Genomic DNA, 20,224 nt, shown 5'->3' on the forward strand with positions numbered 1-20,224 from the left:
ATGTTAGTTATAAATTATGAAAATACTTCAAACTTCCCGTTTCTAAAAACGAATTTCTTATCGCTGATAATATGATCCCCTCCACTATATATATCACTGATAACCGATTCAAGTTGTGCCAAACCTTCTGCATCTTCACTGCCACAAACTACTAATACATCGCGTGCAGGAACTCCTATTACAATCTCTCCTTCTACTGGAAAATTCTCTTTTGTCCATATATCCGTCAGAAGAATAAGGCTTGCTTCATAATTGCCATCTGTTGTTAGAAAAATGAGATGTTCATCAGCTTGTGCTTCTATTTCCAAGGTGTTAGCTAAATTGTTGAGAGCCAACTCTCGTAGTGCTTCAATACTCATTCCTAACTCCTCAAAGTCCGAAGTAGACAAAGAGCCTATACTATCGCCGTCATCTACCCCGTAAAACACATACAACTCATCGTTATACTTCTCATATACCATTGGCAACTCTTCAGCATCCGGCACTATACTCTTCAATTTCTTTATGTAGGTTGTATCTTTGATTGTAGGAAAGATACAATCAGTGATTGTTGTTGCTTCCTCAGGCTTGTATATTCTAACCAATGGAGCGAGATATTTGTCTAAAATATCATTTAAATCATTCGGATTGGTTAGATATTCATTAAAACAATTATCCAAAAAATGCTTTACTTCTCGCTGGTCATCAGGGGTTATTGTGCTTACCTCCAATACCGTTGTGCTATTTATAGTAATATCGGGGAAAGCCTCTCTCAAAGCATCAATATATAGCTGAGTAAACTCTTGTTCGTTCATTAAGTTTGTCATAATAATTAACAGATTAGAAAATTAGTAAATAAAAAAAAGTCCCTTTCTTAATGAGAAAGGGACTTTTTAGTGCAATTACTTTTTGTTTACTGATTCAGAAAGTTCAGTCCCAGCTTTGAATTTTACTACTTTCTTAGCAGGAACTTTGATAACAGCACCAGTACGAGGATTTCTTGCATCTCTTGCCTCTTTCTTAGCTACTGACCAAGATCCGAAGCCTACGATAGCTACCTTTTTACCTTGTTTAAGGCTCTTTTCAACACTTGAAAAGAACGCTTCTACTGCTTTTTTAGCATCAGCTTTTGTTAAGCCAGCTTCTGCAGCAATTGCATCGATTAATTCTGTTTTGTTCATATTATAAATTGTATAATATAGTTAACTTGGTACAAAGGTAGTAATATATTTGTTTATAGCAAAGATAAAACAAAAAAAAATGCGATTTTAGTAAAAAATTAACATTTTAAACACTTTTTTACCCCTTTTTCTTTGCTCGTTAAAGCTTTTTTCCTACTTTTGCACCCTCAAAAATAAAGTAAATAAGGTTCTTATAAATTATGCTTACACGACGACATATTAGGGCTAAAGTGATGCAATCAGTCTATGCAATGCAGCAAAGCCAAAGTCAGGATTTAGACAAAGAATTGAAATTCTTGCAAAATAGTGCCAATGAGATGGAAAATCTATATCTCTTGCTAATGGCACTCCTTACAGAGCTTCATTCTTTGGCAGTAAATCAGTACGAAGTAGCACAAAAAAAATACTTAGCAACTCCTACTGATAAGCTCCTACACCAAAAAATGAAAGACAACGAGCTACTTTCACTTATTGCTACTAATGAAATGTTACAAAAGGCTATTGCTGATGCTCATATCAATTTTTGGAATATCCAAGAAGAATATGTGAGAACGCTCTATAAACGTATTGTGGAAAGCGATACTTACCAAGCTTATAGTAAACAAAAAGCAAGTTTTGAAGCCGATAAAAAATTCTTAATTGAAATTTTTGAAGAATTCATTGCTCCTGATGAAGGGCTTTATGAATATATAGAGGACTATAACCTTACGTGGATGGATGATTTTCCTATTATAAACACCTTTATAGTAAGAGAGTTTAAAAATTTACGTCCGAATCCTCCTGAAAAGTATTTTACTCCTCCTCTCTATAACAACAGTGAAGAAAAAGAGTTTTTAGTAGATTTGCTAAAGAAAACTGCCCTTAACGATGCTAAACTTAAGAGTTTTGTAGAAGATAAACTCACCAATTGGGACAAGGAACGCGTGGCAGTGTTAGATCTTATTCTTTTGAAAATGGCTATTTGTGAGTTTTTGCACTTCCCAAGTATTCCTGTGAAAGTAACTATCAACGAGTACTTAGAGCTTGCTAAAGAGTATTCTTCTGCTAAAAGTAGTTTGTTCATCAATGGGGTACTGAATGTAGTACACAAGGAACTCAGTGAAAAAGAACTTATTAAAAAGATTGGAAGAGGACTTTTGTAAGTAACAAAATTAAAAACTAAAATTAAGTATATATGCAAAATTTGATGAGTAACAATTTTTTGATTATCGCATTGATGATTGTGGTAATGTATTTTTTAATGATTCGTCCACAAGCGAAGCGACAAAAACAAGAAAAAAACTTCATACAATCAATGAAGAAAGGTGATAAAGTAATTACCAAAGGTGGTATGCACGGTCGCATTGTAGAACTTACCGATGATACTTGTGTGATTGAAACCCTTGCAGGTAAAATAAAATTTGAACGTTCGGCTATCTCTATGGAACTATCCATTAGATTGAGAGACGACAAGAAAGAAGTAGAGAAAAAAGAAGCATAATGCTAAAAAATACTCACAAAAAAAGAGTGTATCTATTTTGAGATACACTCTTTTTTTATACTATAAGTATTACAATTAATTTGTAGAGAATAATCTCGCAAAGAAACTTTTGCGTTGCATCATACTTTCTTCTTCAGGGTGCTCTTCACTGAAGATTTCATCTGAAATTTCATAGTCGCCAAAGTTAGTACCTTCAGTGTGATGAGTATTCGATACAGGCTCAAATACGATATCCTGATGAGTAGCCGCAGCTGTACGTTTATTTTCATCTAAGATGTCCATTATATACTCAACATACGATTTACCTTGTTTTTCTAAGAAACTTTTAAAATAGCGGTTGCTGAGCTCCATTCCACCAATCTTTTCGAGTTTTAGGAGTGTTTGGTACAAAGGTTCAATATGGTCGGTAATTACATATTGAGGTAAAGCACGACGGCGTGCCATAATGGTTACCACTTCACCCATAATATTTCTTCCTACCTCAAAATCGGTGATAACCCAATAATATTCCCCCGATTTAGCTAAGTTTTTGATAATAGCGTGAAAGTTTCTACCCACTAAAATATTATCCCACGTAATTTTGAATATGATTTTAGGCATATCGGGGTGGCGGATAATATTGTGAGGTTTGCCGAGCAACTCACTTGCTGAATAGCCACAAACGTCTATAAACGTTTGGTTTACGTCAGTAATAGTACCATACTTATCAGTAGTACTGATAATGGTTTTTGTTTTATCCCACACAACTTCTCTGTTGATAGGAGTAGGTCTGTTTATGATTTCTTCTGACATAACATTATAAATTATATTCAACGCCACAAAATTAAGGAAAAACTATTATAAAAACAAATACTTATCAAACTTTTTTGTTTGACACATAACACTTTTTTTATAAATAATTGATAATCAATTGTTATAGAAAATTATTTTATAACAACTTTACCACAAATAATTTGTGGTTTATAATTATTTAGTATCTTTGCCCCGAATCATTCTAAATAAGCACCTTTTATGAAAAAACTTTTGTTTGTTATTACAACACTTCTAATAGGGAAAGTTCACGCACAAGAAAATGTTTTCCTCACTAATGAGTATTGGAAACAAAAGCCCTCTGTGGCTCAAGTAGAACAGGCTATCAATCAAGGTAATAGTGCTACAGCTTTGAATAGCCGTGCTTTCGATGCAACAACTTTAGCTATCTTAAACGGAGCTCCCTATGAAACTATTACTTATCTTATTGATTTAGAAGGAAATGGAGTAGATAAACTGACTCACGACAAACGCACTTACCTCTTTTGGGCTGCCTATCAGGACAATGTGCCCGTGATGGAATACCTTCTCAAGAAAGGAGCTAAGGTGAATATTACTGAATCACATCAACTTACCCCCTTGTTATTCGCTGCTGTAGGAGGAAGAAGCAATAACGCAATTTATGAATTGTTACTGAAACACGGCGCTAACTTAAAAGATACTAATGCCGATGGTGCGAACGCCCTTTTGCTGTTACTTCCTCACCTCAAAGACCTTAAAGAAGCTGATTATTTTGTAAAAAAAGGACTCAAACTTACTGCTACCGATAACAAAGGTAATAACGCTATTTACTACGCAGCGACAACGGGTAATCGCGCTATAATTGAGGCTCTGATGAAAAAGAAAATTAATGTTAAAAACCTCAATAACAAAGGTGAGAGTGCTATTTTTGGTGCCGCTCGTGGTTTTAGAAAAAATTATAACAAACTTGACACTTTCCTATATTTAGAACAATTGGGGCTTTCACTTAATCAAAAGAATAAAGATGGACTTTCTCCTCTTTTTGTGTTAGCTGAAAAGAACAAAGATGAAAAAGTGATTAACTATTTCTTAGAAAAAGGAAATGATACCAATCAGATTGATAAAGAAGGAAATAACCCATTGATGAAATCAGCAATCAGCAATAATATATCTGTAATAACAGCTTTACTCACCAAGACCAAAGATATCAACACACAAAATAAACAAGGATTATCGGCTTTGACCTTGGCAGTAGAGAACAATACTCTTGAAGTAATAGATTTTTTACTCTTAAAAAATGCAGATGTTCAAGTAGTAGACAAGGAAGAAAATACACTTTATCACTACGCTGTAAAACGCGGTGATATAAAAATTTTAGAAAAACTTTCACTCTATCCTATCAATATCAATCAAAAAAATAACAATGGTCTTACCCCTCTACAAATGGCTGTGATGACCGCTAAAAACTTAGATGTGGTACACTTCTTGCTCAGCAAAGGAGCTGATAAAAATCTCATTACCGATTTGGGTGAAACAGTTTACGAATTGGCTCAAGAAAATGAAGCCTTAAAAGGAATGAATATAGAATTTTTAAAATAAAAGGAAGAAGATGAAAAAGAAACTCTTACTTACTGTAGCTGTGGTAGTTGCCTTGCTTACAGTTTCATTTGTCGCTCAACAAGCTACTGCTAAGAAATACAAATGCCTTATCCAGCTTACTAACTACAAAGGGGAGGGGGCTTATATAGTAGCTTCACTCATCAATCCGCAAGGAAAATATGAACAAACATTGCAAGTATTGGGCGACGACCCCGAATGGTATGACGATCTTACTGAATGGTGGAAGTTCTATGGCAAACGCCAAACAATTGATGGGATTACAGGAGCGACCATCAGTGGGGGAGAGCGCGCCGTAAAAGTGCTCACCCTTGATGAGAGCAAGTTTGATAAAGGGTATAAAATACGCTTTGAAACAGCAGTAGAAGATGACTATTACTATGCTAAAGACGCTGAAATAGAACTCAAAAAAGAAAACCTTAACACTAAAGTTGAGGGCAAAGGCTATATACGTTACGTTAGACTGATGCCTAATTAGTGACTAAAGTAATATTCGAGTACTTTTAGTTTAAAAATGTACTGATATTTAGCTTTTATCACATCATTTTGAGCATTTTCATATTCGTATTTAGATTGATTGAAGTCAAAAGTATTCATTAAGCCTACATTGTGTCGTTCTTGTGCATAACTAAAAGATTGTTCTTTAGCTTGAGCTGTTTTTTCACTTGCTTCGTATAGTTTTTTGGCATTAGCAGCATCGTTGTAGGCTTGATAAATATTTTTTTCAGTACTCAATTCAGTTTGTTCCTTTGCTAATTGCATTTTCTGTAAGGCTAACTTTTGAGTTTTAACATTACTGAGTACGGAAAAATGATTAAAAATAGGAATACTGAGCGATAAACCAGCGTACATACCTTTATTAGTATCTAACTGTTTCCAGAAATCCATTACTTGGTTCTTACTCCATCGCGAACTATACCCCCATTGCGCAGAAAGACGAGGCCAAAAAGCTGACTGACTCAAGCGCAAACTACTTTCAGCTAATTGCACATTGGCACTTGCTAATTTCACTTCACCCATTATCTCTTTAGCATTTCGGTAAATCTCTTCAGGAGTTTTGCTTAGTATATCGGCTACGGGAACTTCAAATGTGTTATCGGCTACCTCAAAATCTTTGTAATTCTTCAGTAAAAGCAATTGAGCTAATCCCATTTTTCCGATGAAAAGAGCGCTTTCTGTTTCTATAATTTTCTGCTCAAGCGAAAATAGTTGAGCTTCACTTTCATAAATATCACCTTTGGGCAACGACCCCGCATTGATGAGCTCACGCGTACGTGCAACGCTTTCTTTTGATATTTCTAATTGTGCTTTTTGAATCTTGATCTTTTCTTTGTTGCTCAATACTTCAGTGTAAGCGTTGATAATCATTAAGATAATCTCATCTTTCTTCATATCCAATTGGTATTGAGTCGCCAATTGTTTACATTTTGCTTGTTGCAATTTACGCCAATTCTGCAAGCCGGAGAACAAAGGCATCGACATACTGATACCTCCTGAAGCCGATTCAAAAGTAGTGTTTTCAAACTGGTTGCTCACAGGATTGATATTCTTTCCTGTATTCCAATTATAAGCAGCTTCACTGTTGATAGAAGGCAAAAAGTTAGCTTTTGTTTGCCATACTTCTATATCAGTGGATTTCAAGTCTATTTCCGATTGTTTAATAGAAAGGTTGTGTTCTTTGGCATACGCTATGCAATCGTTGAGCGTCCAAAGTTTCTGAGCTACTGCTGAAAAAGGTAGCAAGCAAAGTAAGAAGAGTTTTTTTTTCATCATTTAATATATTCGATAGGTTTAGCCCTTTTACACACAATCACAGCAATGTGTTCCTCGTTGTCTTCATCTTTTCCCGCAAACGAAAGAGTGAGAATTTCACCTTTTATTACGAAAGTGTTGTTTAAATCACTTTCTTCCTTGCGAATAATGTGATTGCCCTCTACGGTATAGAAATCTTTATTACTGTTGAGAATTACACAATTACCATTATATTTTTTGTAGTAATTCTCAATAATTTCGTTTTTAGTAAATATAAAAGTACTCTGCTTTTCACAATCGTTGAGGGTAATCTCTAAGTTGTCTAAGCTTTGAGATTCAATCGTCCACGAGCCTATAAGATCGTCGTGACGAATGCTTTTCTCTTGAGAAAAAGCAGGTAAAAAGCTAAAATATAGCGAGATAGTAATAAATAGTTTGTATATGGTACTCATAGAAATGATATTGTGAGTACAAAACTACAAAATAATTCTGGATTGACAAATTATTTTATATCTTTGTCGCGTAAAATCAGCAAATTGACAAATTGCCAAATTGACAAATCTACTTATGGATAAATATCTTTTAGAACGTTACCCGCTTGTGTGGAATACTCGCTTGCTCCCAATGTTAGCTCTTGCGAGCTGTGGACATATCTTCTTTATCTTATTAGGTTGGGCAGCAAAAAATGAAGACTTCAATTACTATGCTTTTAATGCTATAATGGCAGATTTTATAGGGTTTCCATTATTGTTACATCTTGTTATCTCTATATTGTTGTTAGTAGTTTGGTTGCTGTATCTCAGTAGAAACAACGCTTTCAAGCATTTCTATCCTTTCCCTGAAGAAAAACTCTTCTTGCAATGGATACTTTATTTTCTTATCGTCTTTGCCTCAGTGTCCTTTGTACTGCCTTATGCAATTGTTAAAGGCTTAGGGAAGTATCCTTTTAGCAATACTTCTGATGTGATATACCTATTAAATTTCCTTTTGAGTATTGCTTTTGTTATAGCGACACTCGTGTACTGTGTGCGTATTACCAATGTGCAAATTCTGCTACTTACTATTGTTTTTATAGGGATTCTTTTAATTATATTATCTTTTATAGGCAATAAATTGTTGTTTTTATTGGTTTATGCTGCACTTGTATATGTTTCTGTGAGTAAGGAAATTCACATACCAAAGAAGTTTATAGGCATTGTGGTAAATACAGTGCTTCTTTTTTCGCTTATGGTAATGTACTATATAGTAGACAGTATTATGGAAAATATGTTATTAGATAGGTCTCGTGATGAGCTTTCTAACAAAAATTTTTGTGTATCCTTCTGTTTAACTTTGGTGTTTATAGGCTGCTACACAAGGGTAATACAACGATGGAAAGCAATAGCGGACTGAAGTAATACTTTTCTATAATTTTAATCACTGACATATTGTCAGTGATTAAAATTAGATTTAAAAAACTGATAATGATTTCTTTAATTTGAAATACCTTTAAAAAATCAAGAAATAACCCTGTCAAAAAGTTTTAAAAACTGTCATTTTGTCAGTTAAATCTATTTGGCATAACTCTTGTCTTTCTCTTGCTGAAAATGTTTAACCCAAATTGTTAATTGAAAGATATATGAACTTTAATAACTTTACTATCAAAGCGCAAGAAGCGGTACAAACCGCTCAGCAAATTGCCCAGCAGTACGGGCACCAGGAATTGCAAAACGAACATTTCTTCAAAGCTATTGAGCAGGTAGATGAGAACGTATTGCCTTTCCTATTCAAAAAATTGAATATCAACCGCGAGCAATTAAATAAACAATTAGAAACTGCTCTACAAGGCTTTGCCAAAGTAAGCGGTGGCGATATGGGGCTCTCACGCGAAGCAAACTCTATGCTGAACGAAGCTGTCAATATCGCTAAAAAATGGAATGACGAGTATGTATCCTTAGAGCATCTTATATTGGCTATCTTCAAATCAAACAGTAAAATCGCCCAAGCCCTCAAAGACCAAGGCGTAAGTGAAAAAGAGTTGGAGAAAGCCATTCAAGAATTGCGCAAAGGCGAACGCGTAACTTCGGCTTCGGCTGAAGATACTTACAATTCGCTCAACAAATACGCCAAAAACCTCAATCAGTTAGCTGATAGTGGGAAACTCGACCCTGTGATTGGTCGTGATGAGGAAATACGTCGCGTGTTGCAAATTCTTTCACGTCGTACCAAGAATAACCCTATGTTGGTGGGTGAACCTGGGGTAGGTAAAACGGCTATAGCCGAAGGCTTAGCACACCGTATTGTAAAAGGTGACGTGCCCGAAAACCTAAAAGACAAGGTAATTTACTCACTCGATATGGGGGCTCTTATCGCAGGTGCAAAGTACAAAGGTGAGTTTGAAGAACGACTCAAATCGGTAGTGAAAGAGGTAACCTCTTCCGATGGTAATATTATTCTGTTTATAGACGAAATCCACACCCTTGTAGGAGCGGGTGGGGGAGAAGGTGCGATGGACGCTGCCAATATCCTAAAACCTGCCTTAGCTCGTGGTGAACTCCGTGCCATTGGTGCCACTACTCTCGATGAGTACCAAAAGTACTTTGAGAAAGACAAAGCTCTCGAACGTCGTTTTCAAAAGGTAATGGTAGACGAACCTGATACCGAAAGTGCTATCTCAATATTGCGTGGTATCAAAGAAAAGTACGAAACTCACCACAAAGTGCGTATCAAAGATGAGGCGATTATCGCAGCAGTAGAGCTTTCTGAACGCTATATCACTAATCGTTTCTTACCCGATAAGGCAATAGACCTAATGGACGAGGCAGCTGCCAAGCTCCGTATGGAAATCAATTCTAAACCCGAAGAATTAGACGTACTCGACCGTAAGATAATGCAACTCGAAATAGAAATTGAGGCTATCAAACGTGAAAAAGACGAAGATAAGCTCAAAATGCTATATGTAGATTTGGCAAATCTTAAAGAAGAACGTAACGCTATCAATGCTAAATGGCAGAGTGAAAAAAGCGTAATTGATGAAGTACAAACCACTAAGGAAGCTATTGAGAAATACCGTTTGGAAGCCGATAGAGCTGAACGTGAAGGCGACTATGGTAAAGTAGCCGAATTGCGCTATGGAAAAATCAAAGAAGCGGAAGACAAGTTAGTGGAATTGCAAAAGAATTTAGACAGCAAGTCACACGAAAATGCTCTTGTAAAAGAAGAAGTAACCGCCGAAGACATCGCTGAAGTAGTCGCAAAATGGACAGGTATACCTGTAGCTAAAATGTTACAAGGCGAACGCGAAAAGCTGTTGAACTTAGAAAAAGAATTGCACCGCCGTGTAGTAGGTCAAGAAGAAGCCATCGAGGCAGTTTCCGATGCCATACGCCGTAGTCGTGCTGGTTTGCAAGACCCACGTCGTCCTATAGGTTCTTTCCTTTTCTTAGGAACTACGGGGGTAGGTAAAACCGAACTTGCCAAAGCCTTAGCTGAGTATCTATTCGACGATGAAAATGCAATGACGCGTATAGATATGAGCGAATACCAAGAGAAACACGCTGTTAGCCGATTAGTAGGTGCGCCTCCAGGATATGTGGGTTATGACGAAGGTGGTCAGCTTACTGAAGCTGTGCGTCGCCGTCCATATTCCGTAATACTTTTAGACGAAATCGAAAAAGCTCACCCCGATACATTCAACATCTTGTTGCAAGTACTCGACGAAGGTAGGCTTACTGACAACAAAGGTCGTACCGCCGACTTTAAGAATACGATTATCATTATGACCTCCAATATGGGTAGCCATATCATTCAGGAAACTTTTGAAAAGTATCCTAAGGATACCGAGCGCGCTATCGACGAGTCACGTGACGAAGTGTTACAACTCCTCAAACAAACTGTACGTCCTGAGTTTTTGAACCGTATAGACGACATTATAATGTTCACACCGCTCAACGCCAAGGATATCCGTAGTATTGTGCGTTTGCAATTGCAATCAGTGTTCCGTATGGTTGCCAAAGAAGGCATCTTGCTCGATGCTACCGATGAGGCTATTGATTACTTAGCACAAAAAGGTTTTGACCCTCAGTTTGGTGCTCGTCCAGTGAAACGTATCATTCAGAAAGAAGTGCTCAATAAACTCTCTAAAGAAATATTGAGTGGCACAGTACAACGTGATGCTGTCATCTTATTAGATGCTTTTGATAACCAATTGGTATTTAGAAATCAAACATCAGAAGATAAAAAATAGGAATTAGTTGTTAGTCGCTTACTAACAACTAATGACTAAAAATGACAATTTGTCAGTTTTTATCCCTTTGGCACAATCATTGACTGCTACTAACTACGTAAGCGTAAGGCTTACAAAAATGTTGAACTAAAAAAAACGATAATATTAATATGAGTAAGATTATAGGTATTGACTTAGGAACCACAAACTCTTGTGTTTCTGTAATGGAAGGTAATGACCCCGTGGTGATTACCAATGCCGAAGGTAAACGCACAACCCCTTCAGTGGTAGCTTTTACCGAAGGTGGCGAAATAAAAGTAGGTGACGCTGCCAAACGTCAGGCAGTTACCAACCCTAAAAACACGGTATATTCTATCAAGCGTTTTATGGGGAACAAGTTTTCTGAATTGGAAAAAGAAATCGCTCGTGTACCTTATAAAGTAGTACGTGGCGACAACGATACTCCTCGTGTGGATATAGACGGACGTTTGTATACTCCACAAGAAATCTCAGCTATGATTCTTCAAAAGATGAAGAAAACTGCCGAAGACTTCTTAGGACAACCCGTAACAAGCGCGGTAATTACTGTACCAGCTTACTTTAACGACGCTCAACGTCAAGCTACTAAAGAAGCAGGTGAAATCGCAGGCTTAAAAGTAGAACGTATCATCAACGAACCTACTGCCGCTGCATTGGCTTATGGCTTGGATAAAGACCATAGCGACCATAAGATTGTTGTATTCGACTTTGGTGGTGGTACTCACGATGTGTCTATCTTGGAACTTGGCGACGGCGTGTTTGAAGTACTCGCTACTGATGGTGATACCCACTTAGGAGGTGATGATGTAGATGAAAAAATCATCAACTGGTTGGCTGAAGAGTTTGAAAAAGAAGAACAAATCGACCTTCGTAAAGACCCTATGGCGTTGCAACGTCTTAAAGAAGCTGCTGAAAAGGCTAAGATTGAACTTTCTTCAACTACTGAAACCGAAATTAACTTGCCTTATATCACTGCTACAGCTTCAGGTCCTAAACACTTGGTGCGCAAGCTCAGCCGTGCTAAATTCGAACAACTCATCGACGACCTAGTAAAACGCACAATTGAACCTTGCAAAAAAGCGTTAGAAAATGCAGGTCTCAGCGTAAGTGATATCAACGAAGTAATCTTAGTAGGTGGTTCTACTCGTATTCCTGCCGTACAAGAAGCCGTTGAAAAATTCTTTGGCAAAAAACCTAATAAGAGCGTAAACCCCGATGAGGTAGTAGCCATTGGAGCCGCTATTCAAGGAGGCGTACTTACTGGTGATGTGAAAGATGTATTGCTTTTGGACGTTACTCCTCTTTCTTTGGGTATCGAAACTATGGGAGGTGTGATGACCAAACTCATCGATGCAAACACCACTATTCCTACCAAGAAATCACAAGTGTTCTCTACCGCTACCGACAATCAGCCAAGCGTAGAAATTCACGTATTGCAAGGAGAACGCCCAATGGCACACGATAATAATACTATCGGTCGTTTCCACTTAGATAATATTCCACCTGCACCACGTGGAGTACCACAAATTGAGGTAACTTTTGATATCGATGCCAATGGTATCATCAACGTATCAGCAACTGATAAAGGTACAGGTAAATCTCACAATATCCGTATAGAAGCCTCTTCAGGTCTTTCTAAAGAAGAAATTGAAAAGATGAAACGTGAAGCTGAAGCCAATGCTGAAGCCGATAAGCAAGCCAGAGAAAAAGCTGAAAAACTCAACGAAGCTGATGCGATGATTTTCCAAACTGAAAAACAATTGAAAGAGTTTGGTGATAAAATCCCAGCTGATAAGAGAGGAGCTATTGAAACAGCGCTTGGTGAACTCAAAACAGCTTTCGAAAGCAAAGAACTCCCAGCAGTAGAAGCAGCTCTCAGCAAAATCAACACTGCTTGGCAACAAGCCTCTGAAGATATCTACAAAGCACAACAAGGAGGCGCAGCACAAGGACCAAATCCTAATGCAACCAATCCTTTTGGTGATGCAAATCCATTCGGCGGACAACAAGGCGGCAACAACGGTCCCGATGTCCAAGACGTAGACTTCGAAGAAGTAAAATAATAACAATAATAAACAACCCCCATCTGATAGAAATTATTAGATGGGGGTTTTAATGACTTAATACTATAAAACTACAAATATGGCAGAAAATACAGAAAAAGATAAGATTAAGAAGTATATTCTTTTACAAAACAATTATACCGTAGCGTATGATGATGAGAATTATTATGTAAATAATAAGGTTCAAGATTTAAAAAAAGATGGAGATAAAACTCCAACTAAAGAAGATATTGAAAAACAAGCAAATGACTTAAAAATACAACAATTATACAACACTTTCTTAAAAAAACATTTTAAAAATATAGTTGTTTTAACAGGAGCTGGCTCTTCTATGGATAGTGGAGGAAAATCTATGTTTGGTTTATGGAAAGAATGCCGTGAAAAAATTAAAAGTATATACAAAAGTACACTTTGTAATATTAAACTTAAAGAAATAGCAAGAAATAAAGATATTGAAGCTTTTATCTCATATATAACTTTGAAAGAGAAAACAGAAAATGAGCAAGGTAACACAAGTAATTTAAAAGAAAAGCGTCAAGAATTAGAGAAAAAGATAAGAGAATTATGTACTCTTACTCTTCAAAAAGATAAAGCTCCTCATATTGATTTTCTTAATAAAATAACTGCTCGTAAAAATAATGATTCAAGGGTTCAAATATTTACAACAAATTATGATACGCTTTTTGAACAAGCAGCTAATGAAGCGGGTTTTGTAATTATAGATGGTTTTTCATTTACCCAACCACGAGAGTTCTCAGGAAGATGGTTTGAATTAGATATTATAAATCGAGAAAAAACACGATTGAAACAAGAAGAGAGTTTTATTTCAAAAGTATTCCATCTTTATAAATTGCACGGTTCTTTAACTTGGAAGAGAGAAAATAATGGGAAAATTATTCAGGAAAAAGAACCTGACAATCCTCTAATGATTTATCCTTCATCTGAAAAGTATGAGAGTTCTTATGAGCAGCCTTACTTTGAAATGATGTCAAGATTTCAACAAGCTTTGCGAAAAGAAGAAACGCTTTTAATTGTAATTGGTTTTGGTTTTGGAGATAAACATATTAGAAATGTTGTGTTGGAAGCTGTAAATCAAAATCCAAGTTTTCAATTATTAATTGTTAACTATAATGAGGAAGGAAAAATTTTTAAAACAGACTCTCTTAAAGATTTTTTTGAAATAACTGAAAAGGAAGATGAACTGAAAGTGAGACGAAATGTGAATATAGTTTTTGATACTTTCAAAAATTTTACAGATAACTATCCCGAAAATAAAACATATTATAATAGCAATGAAACCATTTAGTCATAATTATTTTTTAGGATATATAAATGAGGTAACCCCTCAATATATCAAGATACATTTTCCATCATCAATACTTCTTAACAAGTTTCATTTTGAAGGAACAAGTTATACTGGAGGTGGCGTTGGTAATTTTGTAGTAATTGAAGGTGATGAATATGGTTTTTTGGCACAGCTTACAGAAGTAAAATTATCTGATAGCGAGAAAAAAGAACTTACAGAAAAGGCTATTGAACACAAAGACTCTGATTTTCACCCCATAGGCAAAGCAGAATTATTGCTTTCTTTTAGTGTTTATGAGCCTCAAAAAATAGAAAAAACCGTTTCAAAATATCCTTCTATTGGAGCTAAAGTATATTCTTGTTCTGATGACCAAATTGCAAAATATGTAAAACAGTTTGGTTATAAAGGTAATGATGACAATATATATGCTTCTTTGGGTAGATTAACTTCTAATAATGTAGAGTGTAAAGTTGCTTTAAATTCTTTATTTGGTAGACATTGTGCTGTGGTAGGAACTACAGGAGGAGGAAAAAGTTGGACAATCTCAAAACTTATTGAAGAAATAACAAAAGAAACTGATAATAAAGTCATTTTAATAGATGCTACTGGAGAGTACGAAGAATTGCCAAATTCTCAATCCTTTATTTTGGGGAAAGATTCTAGTTTTCCTTATCAAAAACTTTCTATTTCTGATTTATTTTACTTATTAAGGCCAACAGGACAATCACAACGACCAATACTTTTAGAAGCTATTCGTTCTCTAAAAATTCAAAAACTAATAGAAAAAGATGAGGTTTATGTAAAAGCAAAAACAAAGAAAGAGATTTATTTTGATCTTTATAGGCAAAATATAGAAAAAATTGAGAATAATCAATGTGATTTTAATATTAATTTATTAGCTAAGCAAATTAAAGAAGAATGTGTTTATCCTGTAGGAGGTGAATTTAAATCTCCAGATTACTCTCATTGGGGAGATTATGAATCAAAAACTTATGATTATCAAACTTCTCTTATTAATAGAATTACAGATTTATTAAATACTAATATCTTTAATCAAGTATTAGGCTTTAAAGAAGAAAAAAAAAGTACAAATACTGAAAATACAGAAAAAAAGATCTATGAGAAAATATCTATTATTGAAAAAATAGATGATTTTTTGAAACAGGGGCATGGCGGTGTTTTAAGAATTAATTTTGAAGAAATTCCTTCTTCTTTCTCTGTGAAAGAAATTATTTCAAATGCATTAGCAACACATCTATTAAACAAGGCAAGAGACAAGTCCTTTAAAGAAAATCCTATTATTTTAATTTTAGATGAGGCACATCAGTTTTTAAATAAAAGCATTAAAGATGAATTTTTCGAAATGCATTCACTTGATGCTTTTGATTTAATTGCAAAAGAGTGTCGAAAACACGGTCTTTTTCTATGCTTAGCTACACAAATGCCACGTGATATACCTATTGGCACATTAAGCCAAATGGGGACATTTATTGTTCATCGTTTGATTAATGAACAAGATAAAAAGGCTATTGAAAATGCTGTTTCATCAGCAAGTAGAAATAGTTTGTCTTTTTTACCAATACTTGGTGAGGGGGAAGCATTGCTTGTAGGGGTCGATTTTCCTATGCCCTTATTATTAAAGATTGATGAGCCATCAGTAAAACCTAATTCTAAGACACCTACATTTGGAAAAAAACAGGTGAATTTGTAGAAATAGAGAAAGGAATGTAAAATTGTTAACTATTTAATTTACAGAATACTATCTCTTGTTTCTTAACTCCTATCTCCTTTTTATTCAAAAAAAGTTTTGCTATTTAAAAAAATAGTTATACCTTTGCGCCCTGAATATAAATAACACATTAATAAATAGAGAAAAAAATGGCAAGAGTTTGTGACTTAACAGGCAAAAAAGCATTGGTGGGCAACAACGTGTCGCACGCAATGAACAAAACTAAACGTAAATTTAATGTAAACCTCCGTACAAAACGTTTCTTCATCCCTGAAGAGAATCGTTGGATTACCCTCAAGGTTTCAGCAGCTGCAATTAAAACTATCGATAAAAAAGGTATCTATGCAGTGCTACAAGAAGTAGAACGTAACGGATATATTAACTAAATTTTAAAACAATACTAAAATGGCTAAAAAAGGAAATAGAATTCAGGTTATTTTGGAGTGCACTGAGCATAAAGAATCTGGTCTTCCAGGAACTTCACGTTACATCACTACCAAAAACAAAAAAAATACTCCCGATAGATTAGAACTTAAAAAGTTCAACCCTATCCTTAAAAAAGTAACTGTTCATAAAGAAATTAAATAATTAAAACGTTATGGCAAAGAAAACAGTAGCAACCCTACAAGGTAAATCTAAAAAGCTTACTAAAGCTATCAAAATGGTGAAATCACCTAAAACAGGTGCTTACACTTTCGTAGAAAGCGTAATGGCTCCTGAACTTGTTGATGAATTTTTGAAGAAGAAATAATTAAATTTTCTCTATTTTTATCATATCTAAAAAAGCTGTCGTGAGACGGCTTTTTTGCATATATAAACTTTTTTATTACCTTTGCACTCATATCTAAATATATACAATAAGTTATGGCATTCCAATTTCTAAAAAATATCTTTTCTAAAGAAAAGAAAGAAACCTTAGATAAAGGCTTAGAAAAATCTAAAAATAGCTTCTTCGACCGTTTAGGAAAAGCGGTTATGGGAAAATCTAAAGTAGATGATGAGGTGCTTGATGACCTCGAAGAAGTCCTCATTGCCAGTGATGTAGGTGTGAATACTACACTTAAGATTATCGACCGTATCGAGGCACGTGTGGCTAAAGATAAGTATCTAGGCACTTCCGAACTTAATACCATTCTTCGTGAAGAAATAGCAGGTCTCCTTTCCGAAACACATACCGGTGAGGCAACTGATTTTGTCCTCCCAGCCGACAAAAAACCTTATGTGATGATGGTAGTAGGTGTGAATGGTGCTGGTAAAACCACTACTATAGGTAAGCTCGCAAGTCAGTTTGCTAAAAAAGGCTTGAAAGTAGTATTAGGTGCCGCCGATACTTTCCGTGCAGCTGCAATCGACCAATTACAAGTATGGGCTGACCGCACAGGGGTACCAATGGTCAAACAGCAATTGGGGAGCGACCCTGCTTCAGTAGCTTACGATACGCTGAGCTCTGCCGTAAAACAAAATGCCGATGTGGTAATTATCGATACAGCAGGACGCTTGCATAACAAAATCAACTTGATGAACGAACTCTCTAAAATCAAGCGCGTGATGCAAAAAGTATTGCCTGATGCCCCTCACGAAGTACTCTTAGTGCTCGATGGTTCTACAGGACAAAATGCTTTTGAACAAGCCAAAGAATTTACCAAAGCTACTGAAGTTACTGCTCTGGCTGTTACCAAACTCGATGGCACAGCTAAAGGTGGTGTTGTAATAGGTATTTCCGACCAATTTCAAATTCCTGTGAAATATATAGGAGTAGGGGAGGGAATAGACGATTTGCAAATCTTTAATAAATACGAGTTTGTAGATTCCTTCTTTAAAGAATAATAACTTTTTTTGATAAATAAAAAGAATCATTTTACACATTTTCTTGCGAAAGTCTCAAGATTTTCAAAAGATATATCTAATGTAGAATGATTCTTTTTTAGCTTTAAAAAAATAGACTTTATTTTTTTGTAAAGAATTATTCGTATATTTGTCGCCAATTTAATAAAACTAACTAATATTATTTAGATATGTCAAACGACATCCGCATTCGAAAAGGGTTGGACATACATTTAGAAGGAGAAGCTGATAAAACTACACAACAGCTTCCTCTTGCTGCTTTGTATGGCATCAAACCCAGTGATTTTCACAGTGTTATTCCTAAGCTTTTATTGCGTGAGGGTAATGAAGTGAAAGCAGGTGAAGCACTGTTCTTTTCAAAGAGTGATGAGCGTGTTTTGTTCCCTTCTCCAGTAAGTGGTACTATCAAGGAGATTGTACGGGGTGAACGTCGTAAAGTGTTGGAAATACACATTGCACCAGCCCAAGAACAAACCTTCAAAGACTATGGAAAGAAAAATGTAAACGAGATGCAGGGCGAAGACATCAAGGCTCACCTCCTTTCTTCAGGTTGCTGGCCTTTTATCAAACAACGCCCTTACGACGTGATTGCCAATCCCGACGGAAAGCCTAAAGCTATTTTCGTTTCGGCTTGCAAAACCAATCCGCTCGCTCCCGATTACGACTATGTGCTTAAAGGTAAAGAGCAAGCACTGCAAACAGCTCTTACTGCCTTGTCTAAACTTACTACAGGTAAAGTACACGTGTCTGTTTTCAAAGACAGCTCGTTGTCGCCTTTCCGCAACCTTAAGGACATCGTAGTGCACAATGTATCTGGACCTCACCCTGCTGGGAACGTCAGTACTCAAATTGCACAGATTAGTCCTATTAACAAAGGTGAGGTGGTATGGGTAGTAACTCCTCAAGATTTGGTGGTGATAGGAGAACTCTTCTTAACAGGTAAAGTGAACCTCACCCGTACAGTAGCTCTTACAGGTTCGCGCATTGAGAAACCTCACTATGTTACAGCCCTTGCTGGTGCTCAAATCAGTGGCGTCGTAGGTAGCCAAGTAAAAGATGTGGTTGCAACCCGTATTATTAGCGGCGATGTGCTTACTGGTACTAAGGTGAGCGAAACAGGCTTCTTAGGTTTTTACGACGATCAAATTACAGCAATTCCTGAAGGAAATGATTATGATTTGTTCGGTTGGGCAAAACCAGTAGCCAACAAGATTTCGCTTACACGTTCGCTTACTTTCTCTTGGTTAAATCCTAAGAAAAAGTACGACCTCAATACCAATACCAATGGTGAACAACGTGCTTTTGTGGTAACAGGTATGTACGAAGAGGTTTTCCCATTGGATATTTATCCGATGCAACTGCTTAAAGCCTGCTTGTATAAGGATTTAGACGAGTTGGAAAACTTAGGAGCTTACGAAGTAGCACCTGAAGATTTTGCCCTTACTGAATTTGTGTGTGTGTCTAAACAACCACATCAGCAAATCATCAGAGATGGACTTGATTTAATGATGGCAGAATTAGGCTAATAGCTTATAAAAAAGAATTTTATCTTTTTAACGATGAGATACACAGAAGAACAATACAAAACACAATTTGAAGAAGAAGATGCTGTAGGGTGGGACGCTATAGATGAGGCTTTATTGAAGGTTTATCCTGAGCAAGAACCTCGCCACTATGGCACTATTCTAAAATATATGTTGGGAGGAGAAGACCCACTTGATGGTATTAGTATCTACGACAACCACAAGCAAATTTTCCACCGTCATATAGTTTCTTACGGAATGAGTGAGTTGTATTATTCTCCTGAAAGTGCTGAAAATGAATTTAGTGGATGGGGGTTTGAGTTTACTTTTCGCGTGGTACCTTTTGAAGGAGATAAAGATGCGGAGGGTACTAAAAACGAACCTTTTTGGGTTATGAATATGATGCAGAATTTAGCTCGCTATGTATTCGATAGCAAAAAATGGTTTGAAGCCTATCACTTTATTCCAGCTAATGGGCCTATACGTTTGGAATGCGATACTAAGCTCGTAGGAATTGCTTTTGCGCCCGACCCTCAGTTAGGTACAATTGAAACCCCTAATGGCGAAGTAGCTTTTTTGCAAATGGTAGGTATCACTCAAGAAGAATTGGACTGGCTTTGGCAAGAACCCAAAACCTATAAGGTGGAGGAGCTTATCAATAAAATGCGAGAGGACAATCCTCTGCTCATCACCGATTTAAAAAGAGAAAAGTCTTATGTATAAACACCTAAAATT

20 protein-coding genes are annotated in these 20,224 nt (G+C 36.1%); 15 read left to right on the plus strand and 5 right to left on the minus strand.

The window, feature by feature from the left end; all coding sequences use genetic code 11:
• Positions 1-14 precede the first annotated feature (14 nt).
• Together JMN12_RS08680 and JMN12_RS08685 are read right to left on the minus strand one after the other, a co-directional pair.
• Positions 15-806, minus strand: a complete 792-nt coding sequence (locus tag JMN12_RS08680) for a DUF1444 family protein (RefSeq protein WP_203138673.1) — start codon at positions 804-806, stop codon at positions 15-17.
• Positions 807-881: 75 nt separating this feature from the next.
• Positions 882-1,160 (minus strand): HU family DNA-binding protein, encoded by a 279-nt coding sequence (locus JMN12_RS08685; RefSeq protein ID WP_009412348.1) that lies wholly within the window; start codon positions 1,158-1,160, stop codon positions 882-884.
• Between the two features lie 200 nt (positions 1,161-1,360).
• Between JMN12_RS08685 and nusB the strand changes: the two genes are divergently transcribed.
• On the plus strand, positions 1,361-2,302 hold the full coding sequence (gene nusB / locus JMN12_RS08690; RefSeq protein WP_203138675.1) for a transcription antitermination factor NusB: 942 nt from the start codon (positions 1,361-1,363) through the stop codon (positions 2,300-2,302).
• A 32-nt stretch (positions 2,303-2,334) separates the two neighbouring features.
• On the plus strand, positions 2,335-2,640 hold the full coding sequence (yajC, locus tag JMN12_RS08695) for a preprotein translocase subunit YajC (RefSeq protein ID WP_009412350.1): 306 nt from the start codon (positions 2,335-2,337) through the stop codon (positions 2,638-2,640).
• Positions 2,641-2,715: 75 nt separating this feature from the next.
• Here the strand turns inward: yajC and JMN12_RS08700 are convergent, their stop codons facing one another.
• Positions 2,716-3,432, minus strand: coding sequence for a PAS domain-containing protein (locus tag JMN12_RS08700; RefSeq protein WP_034555837.1), 717 nt, complete (start codon positions 3,430-3,432; stop codon positions 2,716-2,718).
• Between the two features lie 219 nt (positions 3,433-3,651).
• Between JMN12_RS08700 and JMN12_RS08705 the strand changes: the two genes are divergently transcribed.
• Both JMN12_RS08705 and JMN12_RS08710 read left to right on the plus strand, forming a co-directional pair.
• Positions 3,652-5,010 carry an ankyrin repeat domain-containing protein gene (locus tag JMN12_RS08705; RefSeq protein WP_203138677.1) on the plus strand — a complete coding sequence of 453 codons (1,359 nt, stop codon included), beginning with the start codon at positions 3,652-3,654 and terminating at the stop codon, positions 5,008-5,010.
• A gap of 10 nt (positions 5,011-5,020) precedes the next feature.
• Entirely contained in the window at positions 5,021-5,506 is a 486-nt protein-coding gene (locus tag JMN12_RS08710) for a DUF2271 domain-containing protein (protein WP_088594563.1), read from the plus strand.
• Here JMN12_RS08710 and JMN12_RS08715 read toward each other — a convergent pair.
• On the minus strand, positions 5,503-6,801 hold the full coding sequence (locus JMN12_RS08715) for a TolC family protein (protein ID WP_203138679.1): 1,299 nt from the start codon (positions 6,799-6,801) through the stop codon (positions 5,503-5,505). The two genes, JMN12_RS08710 and JMN12_RS08715, sit on opposite strands and share 4 nt — an antisense overlap.
• A complete protein-coding gene (locus JMN12_RS08720; protein ID WP_203138681.1) occupies positions 6,798-7,232 on the minus strand; it encodes a lipocalin family protein in 435 nt (144 codons plus the stop codon). Before JMN12_RS08720 ends, JMN12_RS08715 begins: the two co-directional genes overlap by 4 nt.
• 115 nt (positions 7,233-7,347) lie before the next feature.
• Between JMN12_RS08720 and JMN12_RS08725 the strand changes: the two genes are divergently transcribed.
• The 11 genes from JMN12_RS08725 (at position 7,348) to JMN12_RS08775 (ending at position 20,212) form a co-directional block, all read left to right on the plus strand.
• Positions 7,348-8,172 (plus strand): hypothetical protein, encoded by an 825-nt coding sequence (locus JMN12_RS08725; protein WP_198466524.1) that lies wholly within the window; start codon positions 7,348-7,350, stop codon positions 8,170-8,172.
• Between the two features lie 226 nt (positions 8,173-8,398).
• Entirely contained in the window at positions 8,399-11,005 is a 2,607-nt protein-coding gene (clpB, locus tag JMN12_RS08730; protein ID WP_203138685.1) for an ATP-dependent chaperone ClpB, read from the plus strand.
• A gap of 149 nt (positions 11,006-11,154) precedes the next feature.
• A complete protein-coding gene (dnaK, locus tag JMN12_RS08735; protein ID WP_203138688.1) occupies positions 11,155-13,086 on the plus strand; it encodes a molecular chaperone DnaK in 1,932 nt (643 codons plus the stop codon).
• A 79-nt stretch (positions 13,087-13,165) separates the two neighbouring features.
• A complete protein-coding gene (locus JMN12_RS08740; protein ID WP_203138689.1) occupies positions 13,166-14,392 on the plus strand; it encodes an SIR2 family protein in 1,227 nt (408 codons plus the stop codon).
• Entirely contained in the window at positions 14,379-16,103 is a 1,725-nt protein-coding gene (locus JMN12_RS08745; protein WP_203138690.1) for an ATP-binding protein, read from the plus strand. The genes JMN12_RS08740 and JMN12_RS08745 overlap by 14 nt, the downstream gene beginning before the upstream one ends.
• 167 nt (positions 16,104-16,270) lie before the next feature.
• On the plus strand, positions 16,271-16,507 hold the full coding sequence (gene rpmB, locus JMN12_RS08750) for a 50S ribosomal protein L28 (protein ID WP_002680811.1): 237 nt from the start codon (positions 16,271-16,273) through the stop codon (positions 16,505-16,507).
• A gap of 19 nt (positions 16,508-16,526) precedes the next feature.
• Positions 16,527-16,709 (plus strand): 50S ribosomal protein L33, encoded by a 183-nt coding sequence (rpmG, locus tag JMN12_RS08755; RefSeq protein ID WP_002672545.1) that lies wholly within the window; start codon positions 16,527-16,529, stop codon positions 16,707-16,709.
• Positions 16,710-16,719: 10 nt separating this feature from the next.
• On the plus strand, positions 16,720-16,872 hold the full coding sequence (locus JMN12_RS08760) for a DUF4295 domain-containing protein (protein WP_002680984.1): 153 nt from the start codon (positions 16,720-16,722) through the stop codon (positions 16,870-16,872).
• 113 nt (positions 16,873-16,985) lie between these two features.
• Entirely contained in the window at positions 16,986-17,948 is a 963-nt protein-coding gene (ftsY, locus tag JMN12_RS08765) for a signal recognition particle-docking protein FtsY (RefSeq protein WP_088594555.1), read from the plus strand.
• Positions 17,949-18,136: 188 nt separating this feature from the next.
• A complete protein-coding gene (locus JMN12_RS08770) occupies positions 18,137-19,492 on the plus strand; it encodes a Na(+)-translocating NADH-quinone reductase subunit A (RefSeq protein ID WP_088594554.1) in 1,356 nt (451 codons plus the stop codon).
• A gap of 33 nt (positions 19,493-19,525) precedes the next feature.
• On the plus strand, positions 19,526-20,212 hold the full coding sequence (locus JMN12_RS08775) for a suppressor of fused domain protein (RefSeq protein ID WP_203083321.1): 687 nt from the start codon (positions 19,526-19,528) through the stop codon (positions 20,210-20,212).
• The last annotated feature ends 12 nt before the right edge of the window (positions 20,213-20,224 follow it).

The sequence above is a fragment of the Capnocytophaga genosp. AHN8471 genome (genome assembly GCF_016806945.1).
Lineage (GTDB): Bacteria > Bacteroidota > Bacteroidia > Flavobacteriales > Flavobacteriaceae > Capnocytophaga > Capnocytophaga periodontitidis.

Bases quoted from the DNA above. Each gene is read 5' to 3' on its own strand.
- JMN12_RS08680 (WP_203138673.1), bottom strand. From the start codon at position 806: ATGACAAACTTAATGAACGAACAAGAGTTTACTCAGCTATATATTGAT.
- JMN12_RS08685 (WP_009412348.1), bottom strand. From the start codon at position 1,160: ATGAACAAAACAGAATTAATCGATGCAATTGCTGCAGAAGCTGGCTTA.
- nusB (WP_203138675.1), top strand. From the start codon at position 1,361: ATGCTTACACGACGACATATTAGGGCTAAAGTGATGCAATCAGTCTAT.
- yajC (WP_009412350.1), top strand. From the start codon at position 2,335: ATGCAAAATTTGATGAGTAACAATTTTTTGATTATCGCATTGATGATT.
- JMN12_RS08700 (WP_034555837.1), bottom strand. From the start codon at position 3,432: ATGTCAGAAGAAATCATAAACAGACCTACTCCTATCAACAGAGAAGTT.
- JMN12_RS08705 (WP_203138677.1), top strand. From the start codon at position 3,652: ATGAAAAAACTTTTGTTTGTTATTACAACACTTCTAATAGGGAAAGTT.
- JMN12_RS08710 (WP_088594563.1), top strand. From the start codon at position 5,021: ATGAAAAAGAAACTCTTACTTACTGTAGCTGTGGTAGTTGCCTTGCTT.
- JMN12_RS08715 (WP_203138679.1), bottom strand. From the start codon at position 6,801: ATGATGAAAAAAAAACTCTTCTTACTTTGCTTGCTACCTTTTTCAGCA.
- JMN12_RS08720 (WP_203138681.1), bottom strand. From the start codon at position 7,232: ATGAGTACCATATACAAACTATTTATTACTATCTCGCTATATTTTAGC.
- JMN12_RS08725 (WP_198466524.1), top strand. From the start codon at position 7,348: ATGGATAAATATCTTTTAGAACGTTACCCGCTTGTGTGGAATACTCGC.
- clpB (WP_203138685.1), top strand. From the start codon at position 8,399: ATGAACTTTAATAACTTTACTATCAAAGCGCAAGAAGCGGTACAAACC.
- dnaK (WP_203138688.1), top strand. From the start codon at position 11,155: ATGAGTAAGATTATAGGTATTGACTTAGGAACCACAAACTCTTGTGTT.
- JMN12_RS08740 (WP_203138689.1), top strand. From the start codon at position 13,166: ATGGCAGAAAATACAGAAAAAGATAAGATTAAGAAGTATATTCTTTTA.
- JMN12_RS08745 (WP_203138690.1), top strand. From the start codon at position 14,379: ATGAAACCATTTAGTCATAATTATTTTTTAGGATATATAAATGAGGTA.
- rpmB (WP_002680811.1), top strand. From the start codon at position 16,271: ATGGCAAGAGTTTGTGACTTAACAGGCAAAAAAGCATTGGTGGGCAAC.
- rpmG (WP_002672545.1), top strand. From the start codon at position 16,527: ATGGCTAAAAAAGGAAATAGAATTCAGGTTATTTTGGAGTGCACTGAG.
- JMN12_RS08760 (WP_002680984.1), top strand. From the start codon at position 16,720: ATGGCAAAGAAAACAGTAGCAACCCTACAAGGTAAATCTAAAAAGCTT.
- ftsY (WP_088594555.1), top strand. From the start codon at position 16,986: ATGGCATTCCAATTTCTAAAAAATATCTTTTCTAAAGAAAAGAAAGAA.
- JMN12_RS08770 (WP_088594554.1), top strand. From the start codon at position 18,137: ATGTCAAACGACATCCGCATTCGAAAAGGGTTGGACATACATTTAGAA.
- JMN12_RS08775 (WP_203083321.1), top strand. From the start codon at position 19,526: ATGAGATACACAGAAGAACAATACAAAACACAATTTGAAGAAGAAGAT.